Source organism: Pseudonocardia broussonetiae, from assembly GCF_013155125.1.
Lineage (GTDB): Bacteria > Actinomycetota > Actinomycetes > Mycobacteriales > Pseudonocardiaceae > Pseudonocardia > Pseudonocardia broussonetiae.
The window spans coordinates 1,607,800-1,630,264 of sequence record NZ_CP053564.1 but is presented as its reverse complement, the minus strand read 5'-3'; the positions used below and the strand labels follow the sequence as shown (position 1 = coordinate 1,630,264).

Here is a 22,465-nt window from a genome sequence, read left to right as displayed (position 1 = left end):
TCGTATCCGCTCACGGGGTCTGTTCGGCCGCCCACCGCCGCAGCTCCGCCTCGGCCTCCTCGCGACCGAGCGGCCCCCGCTCCATCCGCACGGCCAGCAGGTGCTTGTAGGCCTTCCCGACGAGCGGGCCCGCGGGGATCCCGAGGATCTCCATGATCGCGTTGCCGTCGAGGTCGGGGCGGATCGCGTCGAGCTCCTCCTGCTCGCGCAGGGCCGCGATCCGCTCCTCCAGCCCGTCGTAGCTGCGCTGCAGGGCGGCGGCGCGGCGGCGGTTGCGGGTGGTGCAGTCGCTGCGGACCAGCCGGTGCAGGCGCTCGAGCAGCGGCCCGGCGTCGGTGACGTAGCGGCGCACCGCGGAGTCGGTCCACGCGCCGTTGCCGTAGCCGTGGAAGCGCAGGTGCAGGAACACCAGCTGCGCGACGTCGTCGACGACCGACTTCGGGTAGCGCAGCTCCCGCAGCCGCCGGCGCGTCATCTTCGCCCCGACGACCTCGTGGTGGTGGAAGCTGACCCGCCCGTCGGACTCCTTGCGCCGCGTCGCGGGCTTGCCGATGTCGTGCAGCAGCGCGGCGAGGCGCAGGACGAGGTCGGGGCCGTCGGTCTCCCGGTCGATCGCCTGCTCCAGCACCACGAGCGAGTGGACGTAGACGTCCTTGTGCTGCATGTGCTCGTCGACGGCCAGGCGCATCGCGGGCACCTCGGGCAGCACGACCTCGGCCAGCTCGGTGTCGACGAGCAGCTCGATCGCCCGCCGCGGGTGCGCCCCGAGCAGCAACTTCGACAGCTCGGCCTGGACCCGCTCCGCGGTGATCCGCGACAGCTGGCCCGCCATCGCCGTCATCGCCGCCACCACGCGCGGCGCCGGCGCCAGCCCGAGCTGGGAGACGAAGCGGGCGGCGCGCAGCATCCGCAGCGGGTCGTCGGAGAACGACTCCTCGGGCGTCGCCGGGGTGTCCAGCACGCCGGCGTGCAGGGCGGCGAGCCCGCCGTGCGGGTCGACGAACGTGCGCGTGCCGGTCAGCTCGACGGCCATGGCGTTGACGGAGAAGTCGCGCCGGACCAGGTCGTCCTCGATCGTGTCGCCGAACGCGACCACCGGGTTGCGCGTGACGCCGTCGTAGACGTCGGCGCGGAACGTCGTGATCTCGACGGTGGCGCCGTGCCGGCGCGCGCCGACCGTGCCGAAGGCGATCCCGGTGTCCCACACGGCGTCGGCCCAGCCGGCGAGGGCGGCGAGCACGGCCTCGGGACGGGCGTCGGTCGTGAAGTCGAGATCGTTGACGGGGCGGCCCAGCAGGGCGTCGCGGACGCTGCCGCCGACCAGGTACAGCCGGTGCCCCGCCGCGGCGAACCGCGCGGCGAGCTCGTCGGCCACCGGCGGGATCGGCACGAGGTCCACGAGCGCATTGTGCTGCGCGCGGAGGAGGTCGGTGGGAGGCACGACAGGTCAGTCTAGGTGCTCGTGCCCGGACACCCGTCGGGATACCGGCCCGCGCGCCCCCGGTGCCTGCGCGACCGGCTCGTTACCATCGCCACATGTCCACATCCCGCGGTCGCTCGGGTGGGCGCCGCGCGGGTGGCTCACCGGACCGAAGACGTCGTCTCCGCACGGTCGACGAGACGTCGGCCGGCGGGCTCGTCGTCGACCACGCCTCCGGCACCGCCGCCGTGATCGGCAGGCTCGACCGCCGCGGCCGCCTCCTCTGGTCCCTGCCCAAGGGCCACATCGAGGCGGGCGAGACCGCGGAGCAGGCGGCGGTGCGCGAGGTCGAGGAGGAGACCGGCATCATCGGCTCCGTGGTCGCACCCCTGGGCACGATCGACTTCTGGTTCGTCGCCGAGGACCGGCGCGTGCACAAGACCGTGCACCACTTCCTCATGCGCGCCCTGGGCGGCGAACTGTCCGACTCCGACGTCGAGGTCTCCGAGGTGGCATGGGTGCCGCTGCACGAGCTCGAGTCGCGGCTCGCCTACGCCGACGAACGGCGGCTGATCCGGCGGGCCACCGAACTCCTGGAGGATTCGGCGTGAAGCCGGTCGCGGCCCTGGTCGCGATCCTCGTCGTGCTGCTCGTCGGCCCGCTCACGGGCGCGGCGCTCGCGGCACCCCGTCAGCCTGCCCCGGCACCGCCCGGCGCCCTCACCCTGGCCCTCGACGACCTGGCGCCGCGCGTCGTCACGGCGGGCGGCCCGACCGTGCTCACCGTGACCGGCACGCTCACCAACACCGGCGACGAGGCCGTCAGCGACATCGGGATCCGCCTGCAGCGCGGCCGCCCGCTCACCACCGAGGGCGAGGTGCGCGACGCGCTCGAGGGCGGCGCGCCGACCGACGCCATCGCCCCCGAGTTCCAGGAGCTCCCGGACGCGCTCGGGGTGGGGGAGCGCGTGCCGGTGCGGCTGACGGTGCCGCTGCGCGGCGCGCCGGAGACCACGCTCGCGCTGTCGGAGACCGGCGTCTACGAGCTGCTGGTCAACGTCAACGGCGTGCCCGGCGACGGCGACCGCGCCCGCCTGGCCGCCGTGCGGATGCTGCTGCCCGTCCTGGGCCTGCCCGACGACGGCACCGGCGAGCTGGTCGTCGCCGACGCGCCCGCGGCCGCCACGCCGTTCTCGCTGCTCTACCCCGTCGTCGACGTCCCGCGCCGCCTCCCGACCGTGCCCGGGGAGCCCGTGCTGCTCACCGACGACGTGCTCGCCGACTCCTTCGCCCCCGGCGGCCGGCTCGCCGGACTGGTGGGCGCGCTCGCGGAGGCCGCGCCCGCCGGGTCGCCGGTGCGCGCCGCCACCTGCGTGGTCGCCGACGCCGACCTGCTGCAGACCGCGCAGCAGATGAGCGCCGGCTACACGGTCGTGGGCCGCGACGGCGCGCTCTCGCCCGGCCGGGGCGCGGAGGCCGCGGGCGCCTGGCTCGCCGCGTTCGCCGACGCCGCCCGCGGGATGTGCGTCATCGCGCTGCCCTTCGCCGACGCCGACGTCGTCGCGCTGACCCGGGCCGACCTCGCGAGCACCGCGGTCGGCGCGATCACCGCCGGGCGCGGGCTCGTCGCCGACCTGCTCGGCACCCCGGTGCAGGCCGGCACCGCCTGGCCCGCCGACGGCGTCGTCGACGAGGCGGGGCTGGCCGCGCTCGTCGAGGGCGGGGTGCGCTCGCTGGTCCTCTCGGCCGACGGGCTCCAGCTGCCGTCGGACGCCGAACCCGCGGGCACCGTGCGGGTCGCCTCGACCGGGCCCGCCACCACCGCCGTCGTCACGGACCCGCTGGTCACCCTGGCCGCCGGCACCCCCACGACGACGGTCGCCGTCCCCACCGGGCGCGGCGGGGCGGCCGCCGCGACGCCGGCCACCGGGCCGCTCGCCGGGCAGGACGTGCTCGGCGCGGTCGTGTTCCGGGCCGTGGAGGACCCGCCGACCGGGGGCCCGCTGGTGATCGCCCCGCCGCACCGCTGGGACGCCGACGGGGTGGCCGGGCGGGCCCTGCTGGAGGGGCTCGGCGCCCTCGTCGACGACGTCCTGCTCACCCCGCGCGCCCTCGCGGCCGCGGCCGCCACCCCCACCGACACCACCGAGCGCGCCCTGGACTACCCGCTCGACGCCGGCGCCCGCGAGGTCTCGCCGAGCGCGGTCGCCGGGATCGAGCCGGTGCTCGACGACATCGGCGACCTCGACTCCTCCGTCGTCGACGACGAGCTCGGCGTCGACGTCGACGACGTGTTCGTCCCGCTGCTGCTCGGCGCGGTGCGCCCGGCGTCGGCGGCCTGGCGCGGCAGCCCGGAGCTCGCCTCCGCCTCGGCCGCCGCGCTGGCCCGGCGCGTCTCCGACCTGCGCGGGTCCATCTCCGTGCTGGAGCCGCCGAGTCCGTTCTCACTCGGCACGTCGACCTCCCCGCTGCTGCTGACCGTCGCCAACGGGCTGCCCGTCACGGTCCGGGTCCGCGTCGAGGTGTCCAGCACGTCGGGGCTGCAGGTGGCGCCGATCCCGGTCGTCGAGGTCCCCCCGTTCGGGCGCCGGCAGATCCAGGCCAGCGCGGAGGTGCAGCGGTCGGGCGTGTTCACCGTCGACGCCTCGGTGCGCACGGTCGACGGCGGGCTGCTCGGTTCACCCAGCCGGCTGCAGGTCCGCTCGACCGCCTACGGCACCATCACCCTGTGGCTGACGGGGACCGCGGGGGTGCTGCTCGTGGTGCTGGCGGGACGCCGGATCCTGCGTCGGATCCGGAGCGAGCCGACCCGGGGCCCGGGGAGCCCGGCGCGGCCGGGGTCCCCGGAGACGCTGCCGCACACCGCGGAGACCCCGAGGGTGACCGACCCGCCGAAGCTGGCGGCACCGGAGGACCTGATGACGCCCGACGGTCGGACGAGCCCGGTCCCGGCGACCGTCCCGGGCCCCTCGAACGGACCGATCCCGGCTGGCCCGCGCACTGGCCCGAGCCGACCCGGGCAGTCCGCCCCGACCGGTCCGTCCGCCGGGTCGCCGGCCCGGCGTCCGGACGTCCCGGGGCGGTTCCCGGTCCCGCCCGACCGGGGCCGCCTCCCCACCCGCCCGCTCACCGACCGCCCCCTCCCGGACCACCCGGACCCGGCGCAGCCCGCCCACCCGCAGGCCGGCCCCCAGCAGGCAGGCCCCCCGCAGGCCGCCCACCCGCAGCCCGGCCGCCCGCCGGTCCGTCCGCCGGGGTCCCCGTAGAGCCCCGCGGCCCGGGCGGGGACGCGCACCCCGACTCCCGGCACCCCGACCTCGCGGACCCCCGGTCCGAGGGTCCCGACGCGCCCGCCCCCGGCCCCCCGGCCCGGGGTCCGCGGCCGTCCGCGCACGACGGCCCGCACGATGCCGGTGGGGCCGGGCGCCCCGGCCCGCCGCCCTCCGGACGCCCCGGGCCGCCGCCGGGTGCCCCCGCGCCCTCCGCGCCGGGTGAGCGCCGCCCCGGCCCGCCGGCCGGACCTCCCGCGCACCCCGGGCAGCCGGTCCCGGGCCAGCCCGGTCCGGGACAACCCGGTCCAGCACAGCCCGGTCCGCACCCGCAAGGCCGGCACCCGCAGGTCGGACGCCCCGGCGGCCCGCCCCCCGCCGGGCCGCCGCCCGCCCGTCCCCCCTTCCCGCCGGGCCGGCCCGGCCATGCCGGACCGTCCGGCGCCCCGCACCACCCCGGCCCCGGCCGCCCCGGTCAGGGACCGCCCCGCCCCGGAGCACCGCTCCGGCCCCCCGGACCGCCGCCCGGCACGGGTGGCCCGCACGGTGACCCGCGCCGTCCCGGCCCGCCGCGCTTCCCCGACGGCCCGCCGGCGCGCCGCCCCGGGCCCGACCCCCGCGGCCCCGGTCTCGATCCGCGTGGACAGGGCCGCCCGGCCGGTCCGCCCCCCGGCCTGCCCGCCGTCCCGCCGCCGTGGGCCGCCTCGCGCCGCCCCGGCGGCGGTCCGCCGACCGACCCGCCCACCACCACGATCCGGCCGCGCTACGCGCCCCCGCCGACGTCGGACGAGATCACGCAGATCTTCGCGCCGATCTCCGACGCCGAGCCGGAGCCGTCGCTGGGCCGGTCGAGCAGCCTGATGGCCGTCGCGAGCCTCGTCTCGCGCGTGACCGGCTTCCTGCGCCAGATCGTGCTCGTCGGGGTGCTCGGGCTCGGGCTCGTCAACAGCTCGTACACGATCGCGAACACCCTGCCCAACATCATCTTCGAGCTGCTCATCGGCGGCGTCCTGTCCAGCGTGCTCATCCCGCTGCTGGTCCGGGCGCAGACCGAGGACCCCGACGGCGGGGAGACCTACACCCGCCGCCTGCTGACCCTCGCCGGCACGGCGCTGCTGCTCGCCACCCTCGCCGCGATGGCCGCCGCGCCGCTGATCACGTCGGTGTACGTGGGCTCCGCGTCCGACGCCGCCGCGGCGCCGCTGACCACGGCGTTCGCCTACCTGCTGCTGCCCCAGATCTTCTTCTACGGCCTCGGCGCCCTGCTCGGGGCGATCCTCAACAGCCGCGGCGTGTTCGGGCCGTTCGCCTGGGCGCCGGTGCTCAACAACGTCGTCGTGCTCGTGGTGCTCGGCGTGTTCGTGCTCCTGCCCGGCGAGATCAGCGTCGACCCGGTCCGGATGGGTGAGCCCAAGCTGCTCGTCCTGGGCATCGGCACGACGCTGGGCATCGTGGTGCAGGCCGTCGTGCTCGTGCCCGCGATCCGTCGCCTCGGGTTCCGCTTCCGGCCCACCTGGGGCTGGGACCGGCGGCTCACCGAGACCGGCGGCCTCGCCCTGTGGGTGATCGGGTACGTGCTGATCGGGCAGGCCGGGCTCATCGTGACGACGAACGTGGCGATCGCGGCCTCGGCGGGCGGCCCGGCGACGTACACGAACGCGTGGCTGCTGCTGCAGGTCCCCTACGGCATCCTCGGCGTCTCGATGCTCACCGCGCTGATGCCGCGGATGAGCCGCGCCGCCGCCGAGGGCCGCACCGAGGACGTCGTCGCCGACCTGGCACTGGGCAGCCGGCTCTCCGCGGTCTTCCTGCTGCCGATCTCGGCCCTGATCACCGTCTTCGGCACGCCGATCGCGCTCGCCCTCTTCGCCTGGGACGCCGACAACGTGCCCGGCGCGCAGGTGCTCGGCAGCGCACTGGCCGTCTCCGCGTTCGGCCTGCTGCCCTACGCCATCACCATGCTCCAGCTGCGCGTGTTCTACGCCCTGGCCGACAGCCGGACGCCGACGCTCGTGCAGCTGTTCACCGTCGGGGTGAAGATCCCGATGCTGCTGCTGGCCGGCGCGCTCCTGCCCCCGGAGCAGGTCGTGCTGGGGCTGTCGGCGGCCAACAGCCTGTCGTTCGTGTTCGGGGCGGTGCTCGGGCAGGTGCTGCTGCGCCGCAGGCTGGGCCGTCTGCCGACGCTCGAGGTGCTCGGCACCATGGCGTCGGTCACGGTCGCGTCGCTCCTGGGCACCCTCGTCGCCTTGGGCGTCGTGACGCTCCTGCCGCTGCCGGACGGGTGGCCCGCACCGGCCACGGCGTGGACGTCGCTGGTCGTCGCGCTGGTCGTCGCCGGGCCGGCGATCCTGGCGGCGATGCGGCTGCTGAAGGTCCGCGAGGTCGACACGGTCGTGGACCGGATCTCGCGGCTCGCCACGCGCGCCACGCCTCGTCGCAGGAGCGGCTCCTGACGTAGGCTGTCGCACGGGCAGAACGGCCGATCATGGTCCGGGGAGGTACGGGGTGAGCGAGCTCGCGAGCCGCCCGTCCGCGCCCACGGAACCACCCGGTCTGGTGCCCGTGCAGCCCGGTCCGGCCGACCGCGAGGTCACGCCGGCCGTCGGTCCCGGTGCCCTGCTCGCCGGTCGCTACCGCCTCCGCACCCGTGTCGGGTCCGATCTGGCCGCAGGTGCGGAGTTCTGGCGGTCCGAGGACACCGTGCTCCGCCGCGACGTCGCCGTCACCCTGCTCCGGGCCCTCGCGCCCGAGCACGGCGCCATCGGCGGCGACGAGGACCCGACGGGCGCCACCCGCGCGGGCGAGATGATCGTGCGCGCGCTGCGGTCGGGGTCGTTCGAGCACCCCGGCTGCGCCCGCCTGCTCGACGTCCTGGCGCCCGGTGCGCCCGGCCTGCCCGGCGACGTGCTCGGCGCGGCCGTCACGGAGTGGGTCAACGGCCGCAGCCTGGCCGAGGTCGTCTCCGAGGGGATGCTGCGCCCGCTGGCCGCCGCCCGCGCGCTGGCGCCGCTCGCGGCCGCCGCCGAGGAGGCCCACCGGCACGGGTTCGTGCTCGGCTGCGACCACCCGCAGCGCGTCCGGATCACCCCCGACGGCCGCGCCCGCATGTGCTTCGCCCTGCCCCGCCCCGACCTGCGCCCCGCCGACGACGTGCGCGGCCTCGGCGCCGTGCTGTTCACCATGCTCACCGCGCGCTGGCCGCTGTCGGGCGCCGACGCCGCGCGCGCCGGGCTGACCGCCGCCGAGCGCACGCCCGGGGGAGCGCTCGAGCCGCCGTCGTCGGTGCGTCCCGGCGTCCCCGTGGAGCTCGACGCCCTCGCGCGCGGCACGCTCGGCCCCGAGAACGCGCCCGGTCACGTGCGCACCGCGGCGGCCGTGCACCGGCTGCTCACCGACGTCGTGGCCGAGGACGACCGCAACGCGCTGTTCCCTCCCGCACACGACGGCGCGCCGTCCGACCCCGACGACGTCTGGCAGGACCGCGGCCGTCCCGCCACCCCCGCCGACCCGGTCCGCCGCAAGCGCCTGCTCACCGGGCTGGCGACGCTCGCCGCGGCCGTGCTGCTCGTGCTCGGGTACGTCGCGGTGCAGGTCACGTCGCTGTTCTCCGACCCGTCCACGCCCACGATCGTCGTCGGCCCGAACGCGGGCGGCTCCGAGCCCGCGCCGCCCGCCGACGGCGCGGCCCCGGCCACCGGGCCGGTGCGGGTGGCGGCCGTCGAGGTCGTCGACGACGTGGGCGACCGCGACAACGCCAACCGCGTCACCCGGCTCATCGACGGCGACCCGTCCAGCACCTGGGGCACCGTCACCTACCGCCAGCAGTTCCCGGCGCTGAAGCCCGGCGTCGGGGTGATGGCGTCGTTCGCCTCCGCCGTGCAGCTCGCCGAGCTCTCGATCAGCTCGGGCAGCCCCGGCACCCGCGTCGAGGTGCGCTCGGCCCCCTCGGCCGACGCGTCCGTCGACGACACCGAGCTGATGACCGAGGCGACGCTCGAGCGCGGCACCACCGTCGTCCCGCTCGACGGCAGCCAGCCCGTCGAGCACGTCCTGCTGTGGATCACCGAGCTGGCGCCCGCCGACGGCGGCTTCTCCTCCGAGCTCGGCGAGGTGGAGTTCCGCCGGGCGGGCTGAGTTCCCCCGTTCGGCCACGGGGGGCGGTGTCGGCGACCTAGCCTCCGCCCGTGACCAGCGCCCGGAGCGACGCGGAGCTCCTCGCCGCGCACCTCGACGGCGACCGGGCCGCGTTCGCCGAGCTGGTGGGGCGGCACACCGAGCGGATGTGGGGGATCGCGGTGCAGACGCTGTCCCACCGGGACGACGCCGCCGACGTCGTGCAGGAGGCGCTGCTGTCGGCGCACCGCAACGCGCACCGGTTCCGCGGCGAGTCCTCGGTCCGCACCTGGCTCAACCGCATCCTCGTCAACGCCTGCATCGACCGGATCCGGCGCGAGTCGGTCCGCCGCACGGTGCCCTGGCCCGCCCACGACGTGCCGGCGCGCCGCGGCGACACGGCCAACGACCTCGCCACGCGCCTGGCCGTCGAGGACGCGCTGGCGGAGCTGCCCACCGAGCAGCGGCTGGCGGTCGTGCTCGTCGACGTGCAGGGTTTCTCCGTGGCCGAGACCGCGCAGATCCTCGCCGTGCCCGTCGGCACGGTGAAGAGCCGCTGCGCGCGCGGGCGCACGCGGCTCGCCCGGCTCCTCGGACACCTGCGGGAGGGGGCGTGAGCGACGACACCCCCGACGCCGGGGCTCCCGACGTCGAGCTGCTGGCCGACCTCGACGCCGGCCTGCTGGACCCGGTCCGGGCGGGCGCCGTCCGCGACACCGCGCGCGCCGATCCGCGTTCCGCCGCCGTCCTCGACGCGCTCGCGGCCACGCGGGCCGACCTCGCCGCGCTCCGGCCCCCGCCGCTGCCGCCGGGGCTGGCGCAGCCCTGGGTGGCTCCTCCCGCGCCGCGCGCGAGGGCTCCGCGCCGGGGGCTGCTCGCCGCGGCCGCGGCCGTCGTCGTCGCCCTGGCGGGCGGGGCCGTGTCCGGGGTGGCCGGTCCGGGGGCGCCCGCCGACGTCACGCGGGTCGAGCTCGCCGCCGTCGCCCGCTCGACGGTCGGGCTCACCGACCTCGGCCCGCTCGCCGACCCCGCCCGGCGCGCCGCCTGCCTGGACGCCGCCGGCCGTCCCGGCGCCGCGGTGCTCGGCGGGCGGCGGGTGCGCCTCGACGGGGTCGACGCCGTGCTCCTGGTGCTCCCGACCGGGCAGCTCGGCCGCATCCGCGTGCTGGTCGTCACCCCGTCCTGCACCGTGCTGGACGACGCCGTCGTCGGCTGACCAGGCCCGGTCCGGCGTGGAATGTCCACCCCTGGGATCGTGTTGGAGGCGATGTACCGCCGTACAGCTGAGAGGACGGGGTTGCAGTGACCACCGACGAGGTGCACGAGCTGATCATCATCGGCTCCGGGCCGGCCGGCTACACGGCCGCGGTGTACGCCGCGCGCGCACAGCTGGCGCCGTTGGTCTTCGAGGGCACGCAGTTCGGCGGCGCCCTGATGACCACCACCGAGGTGGAGAACTACCCCGGCTTCACCGACGGCATCATGGGTCCCGAGCTCATGGAGCAGATGCGCGGCCAGGCCACGCGGTTCGGCGCCGACCTGCGCGCCGAGGACGTCGAGGAGGTGTCGCTCGAGGGCCCGGTCAAGACCGTGGTCGCCAACGGCGTCACCTACTCCGCCCGCGCCGTCATCCTGGCGATGGGCGCCGCCGCCCGCTACCTGGACGTACCCGGTGAGCAGGAGCTGCTCGGCCGCGGCGTCAGCTCGTGCGCCACCTGTGACGGCTTCTTCTTCCGCGACCACGACATCGCCGTGGTCGGCGGCGGCGACTCCGCCATGGAGGAGGCCACGTTCCTCACCCGCTTCGCGAAGTCGGTGACGATCGTGCACCGCCGCGAGACCTTCCGCGCCTCGAGGATCATGCTCGAGCGCGCGCAGAACGACCCGAAGATGCGCTGGGCGCTGAACTCCGAGGTCGTGGGCGTCGAGGGCGAGGGCAGCGTGTCCGGCCTGCGCCTGCGCGACACCGTCACCGGCGACGAGCGCACGATCCCGGCCACGGCGATGTTCGTCGCCATCGGCCACGACCCGCGCAGCGACCTCGTGAAGGGCCAGCTCGAGCTCGACGACGCCGGCTACGTCAAGGTCGCGTCCCCGAGCACGGCCACGGCCATCCCCGGCGTGTTCGCCTGCGGCGACCTCGTCGACCACACCTACCGGCAGGCCATCACGGCGGCCGGTTCCGGCTGTTCCGCGGCGATCGACGCCGAGCGCTGGCTCGCCGAGGGAACCGTCACCACCGAGATGGCGGGCGGTGGCTACGGCCAGGCGTCCGAGCAGGTCGCCGCCGTCACCGGCTGAGACCGTCCGACCGATCCACCCAGAGGGAGAACAGAAATGGGCAACAACACCGTCGACGTCACCGACGACACCTTCGACGCCGACGTCCTCAAGAGCGGCAAGACCGTCGTCGTCGACTTCTGGGCCACGTGGTGCGGTCCGTGCAAGATGGTCGCCCCCGTGCTCGACGAGATCGCCGGTGAGAACAAGGACAAGCTCACCGTCGCGAAGCTCGACATCGACGCCAACCCGGAGACCGCCCGCACGTTCCAGGTCATGTCGATCCCGACCATGATCGTGTTCCAGGACGGCAAGCCGGTCAAGCAGATCGTCGGCGCCAAGCCCAAGGCCGCGCTGCTGAAGGACCTGGCCGACTACCTGGGCTGATGCCCCCCGCGTGCCCCGCTCCGCACGGAGCGGGGCACGCTCTTATCACGACTCGAACACGCCGGGGAACCGACCGCTGTCCCCCTTCCGGGTGCCGGCAGGGCACAATGTCTCCCCGGACCGCCCGTAGCCGGGTGGTGACCGCGACATCGAGCGAGGGGTGCATGCAGCTGTTGCGCCGAGGTGACACCGGTCGGGCCGTGGTCGAGGTCCGCGCCACGCTGCGGCAGTTCGGTCTGCTCGCGGGGCCCCTGCCCGGTTTTCCGGACGAGCACTTCGACGTCCATGTGGAGCAGGCGGTCCGGGCGTTCCAGCAGGGCCGGGGCCTCATCACCGACGGGATCGTCGGCCCGGCCACCTACCGCGCGCTGCGCGAGGCGGGCTGGAGCCTGGGCGACCGGATGCTCGCGCACATGATCGCCGCCCCGATGAGCGGCGACGACGTCACCACGCTCCAGGAGCGCCTCCTCGAGCTCGGGTTCGACCCGGGCCGTCCCGGCGGGGTGTTCGACGAGCGCACCGAGAAGGCTCTGAAGGCGTTCCAGCGGGAGTACGGCCTCGTCCCCGACGGCGTCTGCGGCCCCGCCACGCTGCGCTCGCTCAAGCAGCTGGGCCGCAAGGTCACCGGCGGCCGCCCGCACCTGCTGCGCGAGCAGGAGCTGCTGCGCGAGGCCGGGCCGCGGCTGCGCGGCAAGCGGATCGTCGTCGACCCGGGGCACGGCGGGCTCGACCGCGGCGTCTCCGTCGCCGGCGCCACCGAGGCCGACCTGATGTGGGACCTCGGGCGCCGCCTCGTCGGCCGCATGACCGCCACCGGCATGGAGGCCATGCTGTCGCGGCGCGAGGACACCTGCCCCAGCGACACGGAGCGGGCCGCGTTCGCCAACAACGCCGGCGCCGACCTCGTGCTCTCGCTGCACACCGACGCCAACCCCAGCATGCACGCCAACGGTCTGGCGACGTTCCACTTCGGCAACGGCTCGGGCTCCACGTCGACCGTGGGGGAGGCGCTCGCCGGGCTCATCCAGCGCGAGCTGCTCACGCGCACCGCGATGACCGACTGCGGCACGCAGGGCCGCACCTGGGAGCTGCTGCGGCTGACGCGCATGCCGACCGTCCGCATCGAGGTCGGCTACCTGACGCACCTCGGCGACCGGCGCAACCTGCTCGACCCGAACTTCCGCGACGTCGTGGCCGAGGGCGTCCTCGTGGGCGTCAAGCGCCTCTACCTGCTCGGCCAGAACGACCAGCCGACCGGGACCTTCACCTTCTCCGACGTGCTGGCGCGCGAACTGGAGCGGGGCGGGGCGCAGGCGATCTGAAAGGTCGTCCCGGGCCCCTCACCTGCGGTGACCCGGGAACGGGCTCCAGCGGCGTTCTCAGGGCGCCCTGAGATCGTCGCTGCCGGGTGATCAGGAGTGGGTGGGTACCAAATCACGCGGAGCCGGTGCCTGCATCGGGATCGTGATCGACCCGAGCAGCTGCTCCAGCGCGGCCTCGACGTCTTCCTTCCACGTCATCGCCGAGCGCAGCTCCATGCGCAGCCGCGGCCAGCGCGGGTGCGGGCGGACGGTCTTGAAGCCGACGCTGCGCAGGAAGTCGACCGGGATCATGCACCCGGGCTCGGTGCCGGGGCGTGCCTCGCCGAAGACCTCGACGGCCTTGACGCCACGGCGGGTGAGGTCGCGGACGACCGCCTGCGCGAGCATCCGGCCCAGACCCTCGCCGGCGAACTCGGGCATCACCTGCATCGTGGTGATCAGCACGGCGTCGGCGCTGACCGGGCCGGTGGGCATCTCGGCGGCGCGGGGGGAAGCCGACGGCGGGGCGTAGATGACGTACCCCGCGGGGGCGCCGTCGACGTGGACGATCCGCCCGCACGAGCCCCACTCCAGCAGGACCTCGGAGACCCAGGCCTCCTTCTCCAGCTCCACCGAGCCGAACTCGACGGCCTGCTTGCCGAGTGTCTCCGACAGCTCCCAGAACACGCAGCGACGACACCGCTTGGGCAGATCGTCCAGATTGTCCAGAGTGATCGGAGCGACGTGCCAGGACACAACAACCTCCGGCGGCGAGCTCCCCGTGCGTCGCCGCCCGACGCGTCGACCGTCCCGACGATAGATCGATACAGCTCAGGACGGTACCCCGTGTGCTGCGACCGGTGCCTCACCCACGACGAAGGGCTGTGGGTCACCCCACCTGGTTACACTCGATCGGATCTCTACCTCCGGGAGGAACCGTGTCCGACGCGCTGCCCCAGCCCCACCGACCGTCCGCGGCGGCCCCGGCGGAGCGGTTCGCAGCACGTACCGCCGGCATGACCGCCTCGGAGATCCGCGCGCTGTTCGCCGTCGCCAGCCGGCCGGAGGTCGTCTCGCTCGCCGGCGGGATGCCGAACATCGCGGCGCTGCCGCTCGACGCGCTCGCCGTCGAGGTCGCCGACCTCGTGCAGCGCGAGGGCCAGGTGGCCCTGCAGTACGGGTCGGCGCAGGGCCGCCCCGAGCTGCGCGAGCAGATCTGCGAGGTGATGGCGCTCGAGGGGATCCGCGCCGACCCCGACGACGTCGTGGTCACCGTCGGCTCGCAGATGGCGCTCGACCTCGTCACGCGCATCTACTGCGACCCGGGCGACGTCGTCATCGCCGAGGGGCCGTCCTACGTCGGCGCGCTGGGCAGCTTCGCGGCGTACCAGGCGCGCGTCGTCCACGTGCAGATGGACGAGCACGGGCTCGTGCCCTCGCTGCTGCGCTCGGCCCTGCACTCCCTCGCCGGGCAGGGGATCACGCCCAAGTTCCTCTACACGATCCCGAACTTCCACAACCCCGCCGGCGTCACGCTCGCCGTGGAGCGCCGCAGCGAGGTCCTCGCGATCTGCGCGGAGTACGGCGTCGCCGTCGTCGAGGACAACCCGTACGGCCTGCTGGGCTTCAGCGGCACCATCTACCCGGCGCTGCGGTCGATGGACCGCGACGTCGTGTACCTCGGCTCGTTCTCCAAGACGTTCGCCTCCGGCCTGCGCGTCGGCTGGGCGCTGGTGCCGCCCGCGGTGCGCGACCGCCTGGTCCTCGCCGCCGAGTCGGCCACGCTCTGCCCGCCGTCGTTCAACCAGATGCTGGTCTCGCGCTACCTCGCCGCGCACGACTGGCGCAGCCAGGTGAAGACCTACACCGAGGCCTACCGCGACCGCCGCGACGCGATGCTCCGCGCCCTGGAGACCTACCTCCCCGAGGGTTGCACGTGGAACATCCCCGACGGCGGCTTCTACGTGTGGCTGACCGTGCCCGAGGGCGTCGACACGAAGGCGATGCTGCCGCGCGCCGTCACCGCCCGCGTCGCCTACGCCTCGGGCACCGGCTTCTACGCCGACGGCTTCGGCAGCCGCCAGCTCCGCCTGTCGTACTGCTACCCGACGCCCGAGCGGATCACCGAGGGGGTCCGGCGGCTGGCCGGCGTTCTGGAGGCGGAGTTGGACGTCATGCGCACCTTCGGCACCCCCGCCCGCCTCCCCGCCACCCCGCCGGAGCCCCGCAACGGCCCGCAGGCGCCCTCGCCCCACACGCCGTAGCTGCCGTCGTCGTCGGTGCGCGCCGGTGCAGATCCGGAGGGCGCCGACGGTGCGGGCCCGACGATCAAGGGCAGAAGGTGCGGACGCGCCCGTGATCGCCGAGATCGCGCCGCCAGCGTCGTTCCAACGTCCGTGGCGGCGCAGTCCCGGCGATCAAGGGCAGAAGGTGCGGCCGAGCGGCCGGTGATCGACGAAACCGCGTCACCAGCGTCGTCCTGACGACCGTGGCAGCGCGGTCCCGGCGATCACCCGCGGGAGGACATGTCGGGGGACCGGCGGCTGTCTCCCGCGCACGTTCCCGTCTGCCGCGCACGTTTCGCGCTCCCGCGCGCCCCCGGGAGCGCGCGGGAGCCTGTTCGGCGCGCGTCAGTGGGAGCGGCGCGGCCTGTCGATGCGGCGGGAATCCGCCTTCGTCCCGCGGAACGCGGGAGCGAGCGCCGTGTCCCCGCACCCGATCGGCAACCCGCAGCCGTCGCCCTCGACGAGCCGCACCACCTCGTGAGCGGCGATCGTGGCCGGGACCGCGGTTCCCGCTCACGAGTCGCCGGCAGCCGCACGCCCCGGGTCTACCCGCGCACGCGCGGGAAGGACTTCGCCGCGCCGTGCGGACGTCCCACTCGCTGTGCGCGGCCACCACGCCGTGCGCGGCCGCCACCACACCACCTATGCACTACGCGCGGGCACGTTGCCGAGGACGCCACCCGGCACACCCCGCTCCTACAGCCGTGACGCGACCTCGCGTTCCGCACCCGCAGGCCTCCCTGCCCGACCCGGACCTCGTGAGTGGCGATCGTCGCCGGGACCACGGTTCGCACTCACGAGCGCCGGAACGGCGCACTCGGGTGCGCGCCTCGCCCACTCCGCCGTCCCGCGCGAGCTCGTCGCCGTGGTGGGAGACGGGACCCACGCACCGCCCGACCCGACCGCCTCCCACCACGGTGGCGCAGAATGCGGCGGTGACTCCGAGAACGGTGGCCGTGCTGGCCGGTGGGCTGTCCCACGAACGCGAGGTGTCCCTGCGCTCCGGACGCCGGCTGGCGGCCTCCCTGCGGAAGACGGGGCTGTCGGTGGTCGAGTGGGACGCCGACGCAACCCTGCTGCAGCGGATCCGCACCGAGCGGCCGGACGCCGTCGTCATCGCGCTGCACGGCGGTGAGGGGGAGAACGGGTCGGTGCAGGCGGTGCTCGACCTGCTCGACGTCCCGTTCGTCGGCACCCCGGCCGCGGCGTGCCGGCGCGCCTGGGACAAGCCGACGGCGAAGGCGGAGCTGCAGCGCGCCGGGCTGACGACGCCGGACTGGGTCGCGCTCCCGCACAGCACGTTCCGCGAGTTCGGTGCGCAGGCGGTGCTGGACGCGATGGTGGAGCGGCTCGGGCTGCCGCTGATGATCAAGCCCGACCAGGGCGGGTCGGCGCTGGGCGCCCAGGTGGTGCACGAGGCGGGTGAGCTGCCGGCCGCGATGGTCAGCTGCCTGGCCTACGCCGACACCGTGCTGGCGGAGCGGTTCGTCGCGGGCACCGAGGTGGCGGTGTCGGTCGTGCACGACGGCGCGGAGCCGCGGGCGCTGCCGCCGGTGGAGGTCGTCGCCACGGGCGGCGTCTACGACTACACCGCCCGCTACACGCCCGGCGCGACGTCGTTCCACTGCCCGGCCCGCCTCGACGCCGCCACCACCGCCGCGTTGGAGGAGGCGGCGATCGCCGCCCACACGCTCCTCGACCTGCGCGACGTCTCGCGCCTGGACGCGGTCGTCGACGCCGAGGGTCGGGTGCAGATCCTGGAGGTGAACGTGTCACCCGGGCTGACCGACACCTCGCTCCTGCCGACGGCCGCCGCCACCGCCGGCATCGAGCTCGGCGACCTCTACGCCGCGCTCGTCGAGCGCGCCGTCGAGCGCGGTCACTGACGCACGACCGCCCCTGTTCCACGTGGAACAGGGGCGGTGGCGGTGACGGAGTGGCGGTGTTTCACGTGAAACACGCGACGGCGTTCAGTCGCGGGCGGCCGGGTTCATCAGGGTCGCGATCCGCTCCAGGTCCTCGACCGACCCGAACTCGACGACGATGCGCCCCTTGCGCTGACCCAGCTCGACCTTCACCCGCGTGTCGAACGTGTCCGACAGGCGCTCGGCGAGGTCCTGCAGCCCGGGCGCCTGCATCGGACGGCGGCGCACCGGCTTCGCGGTCGGCGTCTCGTGTCGGGCGAGGACGACGGCCTCCTCGGTGGCTCGGACCGACATCCCCTCGGCGACGATCCGCGCGGCGAGCTCCTCCTGCGCCCCGGCGTCCTCGAGACCGAGCAGTGCGCGGGCGTGCCCGGCCGAGAGCACGCCGGCCGCGACGCGCCGCTGCACCGACACCGGCAGCCGCAGCAGCCGGATCGTGTTGGTGACGACGGGGCGGCTGCGGCCGAGGCGGTCGGCCAGCTCGGTGTGCGTGACGCCGAACTCCGCGAGCAGCTGCTCGTACGCGGCCGCCTCCTCCAGCGGGTTGAGCTGGACGCGGTGGATGTTCTCCAGCAGGGCGTCGCGGAGCATGACGTCGTCGCCGGTGCTGCGGACGATCGCCGGGATGGTCTGGAGGCCGGCGCGCTGGGTCGCGCGCCAGCGCCGCTCGCCCATGACGAGCTGGTACGAGCCGGTGGACACCTCGCGGACCACGACGGGCTGCAGCAACCCGAACTCGCGGATCGAGTGCTCCAGCTCGGTGAGCGCCTCCTCGTCGAAGCTCGTGCGCGGCTGCTGCGGGTTCGGGTGGATCGCCGCGACGGCGATCTCCCGGTACTCCGCACCCTCGACGGCGCCGGGCCCGTCGTCGCCGTACGACGGCGCCGGCGAGCGCCGGTCCTCGGGATCAGCACCCCGCCGGTCGGACGGGAGCTCCTCCTGGGTGCGCACCGACGTGTCGCCTCCCGCGGCGGGGGCGGCCGGAGCCGCCGGGCCCGTGGGGATCAGCGCGGCCAACCCCCGGCCCAGCCCACCCTTGCGCTCCGGGGTCTTCCGCTCGGCCACGGTCTACCGCCCGTCGGTCCGGATGCGGCCGCTCGCGCCGCGCTCGGCGATCTCGCGGGCCGCATCGACGTAGCTCATGGCCCCGCGCGAGCCGGGGTCGTACGCCAGCACGGTCTGGCTGTACCCCGGCGCCTCGGAGACCTTGACGCTGCGCGGGATCACGGTGCGCAGGACGGTCGGCCCGAAGTGCGTCCGCACCTCCGTGGTGACCTGGTCGGCCAGCTTCGTGCGGCCGTCGTACATCGTCAGCAGGATCGTCGAGACGTGCAGGTCGGTGTTGAGGTGCGCGCGGACGAGGTCGATGTTGCTCAGCAGCTGCCCGAGCCCCTCGAGCGCGTAGTACTCGCACTGGATCGGGATGAGCACCTCGTCGGCGGCCACGAGCGCGTTGACGGTGAGCAGACCGAGCGAGGGCGGGCAGTCGATGAGGACGTAGTCGACGTCGAGCTCGTCGAGCGCCTCGGGGGACAGCGCCTGCTTCAGCCGCTGCTCCCGCGCGACCATGCTGACGAGCTCGATCTCCGCGCCGGCGAGGTCGATCGTGGCCGGGACGCACAGCAGGTTGGGCGACGCGGTGCTCGTGACGGCGGCCTCGGCGAGCCGGATCTCGCCGAGCAGCGCCTCGTACACCGACGGCGTGCCGAGGCGGTGCTCGACGCCGAGCGCGGTGGAGGCGTTGCCCTGCGGGTCGAGGTCGATCACCAGGACGCGCACGCCGTGCATCGCGAGCGCCGCGGCCAGGTTGACCGTGCTCGTCGTCTTGCCAACGCCGCCCTTCTGGTTGGCGACCGTCATGACCCGGCGGTGCACCGGGCGCGGCATGCCGTGGCGGTCGGGGTGCAGCACCCGGGCCGCCCGCTCCGCCTCCTCGGCGATCGGCGTCCACTCAGGTGTTTCACGTGAAACATGCTGCTCGGTCAAGCGCACGAACCCTCCTCGCCGACTCCGGCTGTCATCGTCTCTCCCGCCGAGCCGGACGGCCGGCTCTCCGCAGCCGCTCCACCACGACGACCGTGGTGGGCGGGTCGACGGCACCGGTGCCGCACAGCACGATCGCCGGATCGCCGCCCCCGAGCTTGCGGACGGCGACGGCGTCGCGCGCGATCTCCTCGGAGGCCGAGGCGCCCTTCAGGGCGAGGACCCGCCCTCCGGTGCGCAGGAGCGGCAGCGCCCATCCGGCGAGGCGGTGCAGCGGCGCGACGGCACGGGCGGTCACCACGTCGGCCCCCTCCCATCGCCGCCGCACGGCGGTCTCCTCGGCCCGGCCCCGGTCGACGCGGACGTCGATCCCGAGATCGGCCACGACCTCCTCGAGCCACTCCACCCGACGGGCGAGGGGTTCGACGAGCGCGACCTGGAGATCAGGCCGGGCCAGCACCAACGGTATCCCGGGGAGCCCGGCTCCCGAACCCACGTCCACCAGACGGGCGCCGTCCGGCAGGAGTTCCGCGACGACCGCGCAGTTGAGAACGTGCCGCTCCCAGATGCGCGGCGCCTCGCGGGGCCCGATCAGGCCGCGCTCGACGCCGGTGGTGACGAGGTGCTCGGCGTAGCGCCGGGCCAGCGGGAGGCGGTCGCCGAACACGCGCTCGGCGACCGCCGGGTCGACCACGTGATCGACGTCAGCCATTGCGGAAGACGACGACCTGCCGTCGCGGCTCCTCGCCCTCGCTCTCGCTGGACACGCCCTTCACACGGGCGACGGCGTCGTGCACGACCTTGCGCTCGAACGGCGTCATCGGCCGGAGGCGGGCCGACTCGCCCGACTCCAGGACCTCCTTCGCCGTGCGCGTGCCGATCTCGGTGAGCTCGTCGCGGCGGCCCTGGCGCCACCCGGCGATGTCGAGCATGAGGCGGCTGCGGTTGCCCGACTCCTGCTGCACCGCCAGGCGGGTCAGCTCCTGCAGAGCCTCGAGGACGGCACCGCGGTCGCCGACGAGCTTGTTGAGGTCCTCGCCGCCGTCGATGCTGACGATCGCCCGGCCGGCCTCGACGTCGAGGTCGATGTCGCCGTCGAAGTCGAGGACGTCGAGCAGGCGCTCCAGGTAGTCGCCGGCGATGTCGCCCTCGCGGACGAGCTGGTCCTCCGCGGTGGTCGCCGCCTTCGGCGGGCCGGCCGCGGTGTCCTGGGTCGTCCCGTCCTGCGCAGTCTGGGGCACGGTGCGTCTCCTCTCCGAGATGGGCCGGTGGTGCCCGGAAGGTCCCGGGCACCACCGCAGCGGCCGCCGACGCGGGCGGCCACCGGTGGTTCGTGGGTCAGCGGCGCTTGCGGTTGCGGCGCGCGGGCGGGCGGGACCCGCCGCCGGCGCGGCGCGCGGCGGCACCGGGCGAGCTCGCGCCGCCCCCGCCCGCCGTGCTGCCGTTCGCCGTGCTGCTGCCGTTCGCCGTGCTGCTGCCGTTCGCCGTGCTGCTGCCGTTGGCCGTGCTGCCGCTCGTGGCGCTGCCGTTCGTCGCACTGCCGTTCGTGGCGCCGTTGGTGGCGCTGCCGTTGGTGGCGCCGCCCGCCGAGCTCCCGTTGGCACTGCCGTTCGCGGCTCCGCCCTTGCCCGCCGCGGCCGGCTTGCGCAGGACGGGCTTGGCCCCGGGCGTCTTCTCGGGGGCCTCGACCGCGGCCGTCTCCGGGCGCACCGGCTTCTGCCCCGGCTTGGGGGCGCGGGCGGTGCGCTCGACGACGGCCTGCTCGCGCTTCGCCGTCTCCTCGACGTCGATCCGCTTGTAGACGACGTACTGCTGGCCCAGCGTCCACAGGTTGTTGGACACCCAGTAGAGGAGCACCGCGAGCGGCAGGAAGGGCGCACCGACGACGACGCCGATGGGGAAGACGTAGAGCATCAGCTTGTTCATGATCGCGGTCTGCGGGTTCTCGCCCTGCGCCGCGGTCTGGCGGGCCACCGAGTGCCGCGCCGTGATGTGCGTGAAGATGCCCGCCATGATCATCAGCGGGATCATGACGATGAGCATCTGCAGCAGCGAGGTGCCCGCGGCCTCGAGCGTCCCCGGTGCGTTCCACTCCTGCAGCGGCCAGTTGCCGAGCTTCGCGCCGAGGAAGTCGGCCCGGAGGAAGGAGTTGACCTCCTCCTGCCCGAAGAAGTAGTTCTCCGTGCGGAGCGACCCGTCGCCGTTGTAGAGCGTGAAGTTGCGCAGCACCTGGAACAGGCCGATGAACACCGGCACCTGCACGAGCACCGGGAGGCAGCCGGCCAGCGGGTTGACGCCGTGCTCCTTCTGGAGCTTCTGCATCTCCTCGGCCTGCTTCTGCCGGTCGTTGCCGTACTTCTTGCGGAGCTTCGCGATCTCCGGCTGGAACTCCTGCATCTTGCGCATGGAGCGGACCTGGCTGACGAACGGCTTGTACAGGATCGCGCGCAGCGTGAAGACGAGGAAGACGACCGACAGCGCCCAGGCGATGCCGTTGTCCGCGCCGAGGACGGCTCCGAACACCTTGTGCCAGACCCACAGGATGAAGGAGACCGGGTAGTAGATGAAGTTCAGCACGGCGCTTGCTCCTCGTGGTGGTTCGGTCGGGCCGGAACCAGGTCGATACCGCCAGGGTGCCACGGCGCGCACTTGAGCAGGCGCCGGAGCGTGAGCCAGGAACCGCGCAGCGCCCCGTGCACCTGCAGCGCCTCGACGGCGTAGCTGCTGCACGTCGGGTAGAAGCGGCACACGGGGGGGAACGCGGGGGAGACGTAGGTCTGGTAGCCGCGCAGCAGGGCGATCAGCGGCCGGGCCGCCCGGGAGGGCGTCACCGCGCACCGCCGGACTGCGCCGGGGCCGCCGGGAGCTTGCGCAGCGCACCGCGCAGCGCCGCGTCGAGGTCGGAGCCGAGCTCCGCCGAGGTGGCCGCGGCCGCCGGGGGCAGGGCCCGCACCACGACGCAGGCCCCGGCGGGCAGCGGGGCCAGCCGGGGTACGAGGAGGTGGCGCAGGCGCCGGGACACGCGGTGGCGCACGACGGCACCTCCCACGGCACGGCTCACGACGAGCCCCGCGCGCGGCGGGGCCCCGGTGTCTCCCACGATCTGCAGGTGGACGACCAGCCGGTGCCGACCGCTTCGCCGTCCACGACGGATGACCGAGGCGAACTCGTCGGCCCTCGTCAGACGGGATGCGGCCGGTAGCACCGGCGGGGCCGGATCAGGCCGAGAGCTTGTCGCGGCCCTTGCCGCGACGAGCTGCGAGGATCGCGCGGCCGGCGCGGGTGCGCATGCGCAGCCGGAAGCCGTGCGTGCGCGAGCGGCGGCGGTTGTTCGGCTGGAAGGTGCGCTTGCCCTTGCTCACGGTCGGTTCTCCTGCTCGATGGCGCGACGAGGACGGCACCCGAGGGGGCGACGCGTCCGCCGTCCGCCTGGTAGATCGGAACGGTGTGACTGCATGCGGTGCCCAACCTGCGGCACTCCTTCGACCAGGGTACGCAGCCCC

21 protein-coding genes are annotated in these 22,465 nt (G+C 74.9%); 11 read left to right on the top strand and 10 right to left on the bottom strand.

Annotation, left to right across the window (positions count from 1 at the left end; genetic code table 11):
- Positions 1-10: 10 nt before the first annotated feature.
- Entirely contained in the window at positions 11-1,441 is a 1,431-nt protein-coding gene (locus HOP40_RS08055) for a CCA tRNA nucleotidyltransferase (protein WP_172156218.1), read from the bottom strand.
- Positions 1,442-1,536: 95 nt separating this feature from the next.
- On the opposite strand from HOP40_RS08055, the gene HOP40_RS08050 reads away from it, so the two are divergent.
- The 9 genes from HOP40_RS08050 to HOP40_RS08010 all read left to right on the top strand — a co-directional run bounded on the left by HOP40_RS08050 (position 1,537) and on the right by HOP40_RS08010 (position 12,790).
- A complete protein-coding gene (locus tag HOP40_RS08050) occupies positions 1,537-2,031 on the top strand; it encodes an NUDIX hydrolase (RefSeq protein ID WP_172156216.1) in 495 nt (164 codons plus the stop codon).
- On the top strand, positions 2,028-4,685 hold the full coding sequence (locus HOP40_RS08045; protein WP_172156214.1) for a DUF6049 family protein: 2,658 nt from the start codon (positions 2,028-2,030) through the stop codon (positions 4,683-4,685). Before HOP40_RS08050 ends, HOP40_RS08045 begins: the two co-directional genes overlap by 4 nt.
- Positions 4,686-5,548: 863 nt before the next feature.
- The gene (gene murJ, locus HOP40_RS08040; protein WP_172156211.1) at positions 5,549-7,141 is read left to right on the top strand and encodes a murein biosynthesis integral membrane protein MurJ; all 1,593 of its coding nucleotides are present in this window, start codon (positions 5,549-5,551) and stop codon (positions 7,139-7,141) included.
- Positions 7,142-7,193: 52 nt separating this feature from the next.
- Positions 7,194-8,822: a protein kinase family protein gene (locus HOP40_RS08035; RefSeq protein WP_172156209.1), complete on the top strand. Its 1,629-nt coding sequence runs from the start codon at positions 7,194-7,196 to the stop codon at positions 8,820-8,822.
- A gap of 50 nt (positions 8,823-8,872) precedes the next feature.
- Positions 8,873-9,418, top strand: a complete 546-nt coding sequence (gene sigM / locus HOP40_RS08030; RefSeq protein WP_172156207.1) for an RNA polymerase sigma factor SigM — start codon at positions 8,873-8,875, stop codon at positions 9,416-9,418.
- Positions 9,415-10,017, top strand: a complete 603-nt coding sequence (locus tag HOP40_RS08025; RefSeq protein WP_172156205.1) for a hypothetical protein — start codon at positions 9,415-9,417, stop codon at positions 10,015-10,017. The genes sigM and HOP40_RS08025 overlap by 4 nt, the downstream gene beginning before the upstream one ends.
- An 86-nt stretch (positions 10,018-10,103) precedes the next feature.
- On the top strand, positions 10,104-11,102 hold the full coding sequence (gene trxB / locus HOP40_RS08020) for a thioredoxin-disulfide reductase (protein ID WP_172156203.1): 999 nt from the start codon (positions 10,104-10,106) through the stop codon (positions 11,100-11,102).
- Between the two features lie 36 nt (positions 11,103-11,138).
- Positions 11,139-11,468 carry a thioredoxin gene (gene trxA, locus HOP40_RS08015; RefSeq protein WP_172156201.1) on the top strand — a complete coding sequence of 110 codons (330 nt, stop codon included), beginning with the start codon at positions 11,139-11,141 and terminating at the stop codon, positions 11,466-11,468.
- A 164-nt stretch (positions 11,469-11,632) separates the two neighbouring features.
- The gene (locus tag HOP40_RS08010; protein ID WP_172156198.1) at positions 11,633-12,790 is read left to right on the top strand and encodes an N-acetylmuramoyl-L-alanine amidase; all 1,158 of its coding nucleotides are present in this window, start codon (positions 11,633-11,635) and stop codon (positions 12,788-12,790) included.
- 90 nt (positions 12,791-12,880) lie between these two features.
- Here HOP40_RS08010 and HOP40_RS08005 read toward each other — a convergent pair whose 3' ends face one another.
- Positions 12,881-13,525: a GNAT family N-acetyltransferase gene (locus HOP40_RS08005; protein ID WP_172156195.1), complete on the bottom strand. Its 645-nt coding sequence runs from the start codon at positions 13,523-13,525 to the stop codon at positions 12,881-12,883.
- Positions 13,526-13,707: 182 nt separating this feature from the next.
- On the opposite strand from HOP40_RS08005, the gene HOP40_RS08000 reads away from it, so the two are divergent.
- Together HOP40_RS08000 and HOP40_RS07995 are read left to right on the top strand one after the other, a co-directional pair.
- Positions 13,708-15,033 (top strand): aminotransferase-like domain-containing protein, encoded by a 1,326-nt coding sequence (locus tag HOP40_RS08000; RefSeq protein ID WP_240157576.1) that lies wholly within the window; start codon positions 13,708-13,710, stop codon positions 15,031-15,033.
- 956 nt (positions 15,034-15,989) lie between these two features.
- The gene (locus tag HOP40_RS07995) at positions 15,990-16,940 is read left to right on the top strand and encodes a D-alanine--D-alanine ligase family protein (protein WP_172156191.1); all 951 of its coding nucleotides are present in this window, start codon (positions 15,990-15,992) and stop codon (positions 16,938-16,940) included.
- A gap of 84 nt (positions 16,941-17,024) precedes the next feature.
- Here HOP40_RS07995 and HOP40_RS07990 read toward each other — a convergent pair whose 3' ends face one another.
- From HOP40_RS07990 to rpmH, 8 genes are all read right to left on the bottom strand, one after another.
- Positions 17,025-18,044: a ParB/RepB/Spo0J family partition protein gene (locus HOP40_RS07990; protein WP_172156189.1), complete on the bottom strand. Its 1,020-nt coding sequence runs from the start codon at positions 18,042-18,044 to the stop codon at positions 17,025-17,027.
- Positions 18,045-18,047: 3 nt separating this feature from the next.
- Entirely contained in the window at positions 18,048-18,971 is a 924-nt protein-coding gene (locus tag HOP40_RS07985; RefSeq protein ID WP_275691343.1) for a ParA family protein, read from the bottom strand.
- 25 nt (positions 18,972-18,996) lie between these two features.
- The gene (gene rsmG / locus HOP40_RS07980; RefSeq protein ID WP_172156187.1) at positions 18,997-19,674 is read right to left on the bottom strand and encodes a 16S rRNA (guanine(527)-N(7))-methyltransferase RsmG; all 678 of its coding nucleotides are present in this window, start codon (positions 19,672-19,674) and stop codon (positions 18,997-18,999) included.
- Positions 19,667-20,203: a Jag family protein gene (locus HOP40_RS07975; protein WP_172156185.1), complete on the bottom strand. Its 537-nt coding sequence runs from the start codon at positions 20,201-20,203 to the stop codon at positions 19,667-19,669. Before HOP40_RS07975 ends, rsmG begins: the two co-directional genes overlap by 8 nt.
- A 97-nt stretch (positions 20,204-20,300) precedes the next feature.
- Positions 20,301-21,539 (bottom strand): membrane protein insertase YidC, encoded by a 1,239-nt coding sequence (gene yidC, locus HOP40_RS07970; protein ID WP_172156183.1) that lies wholly within the window; start codon positions 21,537-21,539, stop codon positions 20,301-20,303.
- Positions 21,533-21,793, bottom strand: a complete 261-nt coding sequence (gene yidD, locus HOP40_RS07965) for a membrane protein insertion efficiency factor YidD (protein ID WP_205347124.1) — start codon at positions 21,791-21,793, stop codon at positions 21,533-21,535. The genes yidC and yidD overlap by 7 nt, the downstream gene beginning before the upstream one ends.
- On the bottom strand, positions 21,790-22,167 hold the full coding sequence (gene rnpA, locus HOP40_RS07960) for a ribonuclease P protein component (RefSeq protein ID WP_205347123.1): 378 nt from the start codon (positions 22,165-22,167) through the stop codon (positions 21,790-21,792). Before rnpA ends, yidD begins: the two co-directional genes overlap by 4 nt.
- A gap of 13 nt (positions 22,168-22,180) precedes the next feature.
- Positions 22,181-22,324: a 50S ribosomal protein L34 gene (gene rpmH / locus HOP40_RS07955; RefSeq protein ID WP_172156181.1), complete on the bottom strand. Its 144-nt coding sequence runs from the start codon at positions 22,322-22,324 to the stop codon at positions 22,181-22,183.
- Between the last annotated feature and the right edge of the window lie 141 nt (positions 22,325-22,465).